Genomic DNA, 1,258 nt, shown 5'->3' with positions numbered 1-1,258 from the left:
CCGGATTCGAACCGGCGCTACCGCCTTGAGAGGGCGGCGTGCTAGGCCGCTACACAACGGGGGCTAGCTGGTGCTGCTGTTACTGCGCTGGGCTACCAGGACTCGAACCTAGAATAAGGGAACCAGAAACCCTCGTGTTGCCAATTACACTATAGCCCAAAGTGGTCTAGACCAGACCAACAGTACCCCCGACCGGATTCGAACCGGCGCTACCGCCTTGAGAGGGCGGCGTGCTAGGCCGCTACACAACGGGGGCAAAGCACTGCGTTACTGCTGCACTGCGCTGGGGTACCAGGACTCGAACCTAGAATAAGGGAACCAGAAACCCTCGTGTTGCCAATTACACTATACCCCACCAAAAGTCAACCCCCTACCGGGGCTTTTCTTCGGGTGGCGCCTCCGTCCGGCCTTTCGGCCCGCTCCGGCGGCGCAGAAAGAACATTACCGGATGCCTGACCGTGCTCCAAAACGGGTATCCCGTGCCAGCAGCTCCGGGAGCAGGTCAAGACCCTCGATGCGGTGAGCGCCGTCGGGTCCGGGGCCCCGGCGACCGTCGCGGTCGAGCCAGACGGCCAGCAATCCGGCGTCCCGGGCTCCCCTGGCGTCGATCTCGGGCTGGTCGCCCACGTACGCCACCTCGCCGGGCGGCAGCCCCATGGCCTCGCACGCGGCCAGGAAGGCTCCCGCCTCGGGCTTGCTGACCCCGAGCTCGACGGCGCAGACCAGTACCTCGAAGCGGTCGCGCAGCCCGAGGTCGCGCAGTTTGGGGTCCTGGTTGGCGGTGGAGGAGTTGGAGAGCACCCCGTGCCGGTAGTCGGCCGCGAGGGCGTCCAGAGCGGGCACCACGTCGGGGAAGACGGTCCAGGCCGCCTTGTAGTGCTCCACGTACTGGTTGAACCAGACGTCGGCCTCGTCCGCGGTCATCCCGGGCTGCTCCAGGAACTCCCGGACCCGGTCCTGCCGCTGCCCCTGGAAGGTGCCCTCGCCGGCCGCGAAGCGCGCCCAGTGCCGGTCGGTGATCTCCCGCCACAGCGCGAGCGCCTGCGCGGGGGTCCCGTACCGCTCCGCGAGGCGCTCGGCCTCCAGCTGGCACGCGAGCCCGGCGGCGTCGGCCCCCGTGTAGTCGAAGAGGGTGTCGTCGATGTCCCACAGCACGGCGCGGATCGGCATACCGCCGAGGCTACGCCGGAAGATCGTCCGGCGGGGGCCCGTCGGGGGATTCGGTGCCGCCGGAACGCCGCAGGGGGCGGTGACCGGG

The 1,258-nt window shown here is 68.6% G+C and carries 1 protein-coding gene and 3 tRNA genes; all 4 read right to left on the bottom strand.

Annotated elements, in window-relative coordinates; translation table 11 throughout:
• Positions 1-87: 87 nt before the first annotated feature.
• The 4 genes from ACWGE1_RS41085 to ACWGE1_RS41070 all read right to left on the bottom strand — a co-directional run bounded on the left by ACWGE1_RS41085 (position 88) and on the right by ACWGE1_RS41070 (position 1,170).
• Positions 88-159 (bottom strand) — tRNA-Gln (locus tag ACWGE1_RS41085).
• Positions 160-183: 24 nt separating this feature from the next.
• Positions 184-256, bottom strand: a tRNA-Glu gene (locus ACWGE1_RS41080).
• 27 nt (positions 257-283) lie between these two features.
• Positions 284-355 (bottom strand) — tRNA-Gln (locus ACWGE1_RS41075).
• An 86-nt stretch (positions 356-441) separates the two neighbouring features.
• Positions 442-1,170, bottom strand: a complete 729-nt coding sequence (locus ACWGE1_RS41070; protein ID WP_453425574.1) for an HAD family hydrolase — start codon at positions 1,168-1,170, stop codon at positions 442-444.
• Positions 1,171-1,258 lie beyond the last annotated feature (88 nt).

This window comes from Streptomyces sp. NPDC054932 (assembly GCF_053610205.1).
Note: the sequence above shows the minus strand (reverse complement) of the source record. Positions and strands in the feature narration are given on the sequence as shown.

Coding starts and splice junctions, on each gene's coding strand:
- ACWGE1_RS41070 (WP_453425574.1), bottom strand. CDS start 1,170: ATGCCGATCCGCGCCGTGCTGTGGGACATCGACGACACCCTCTTCGAC.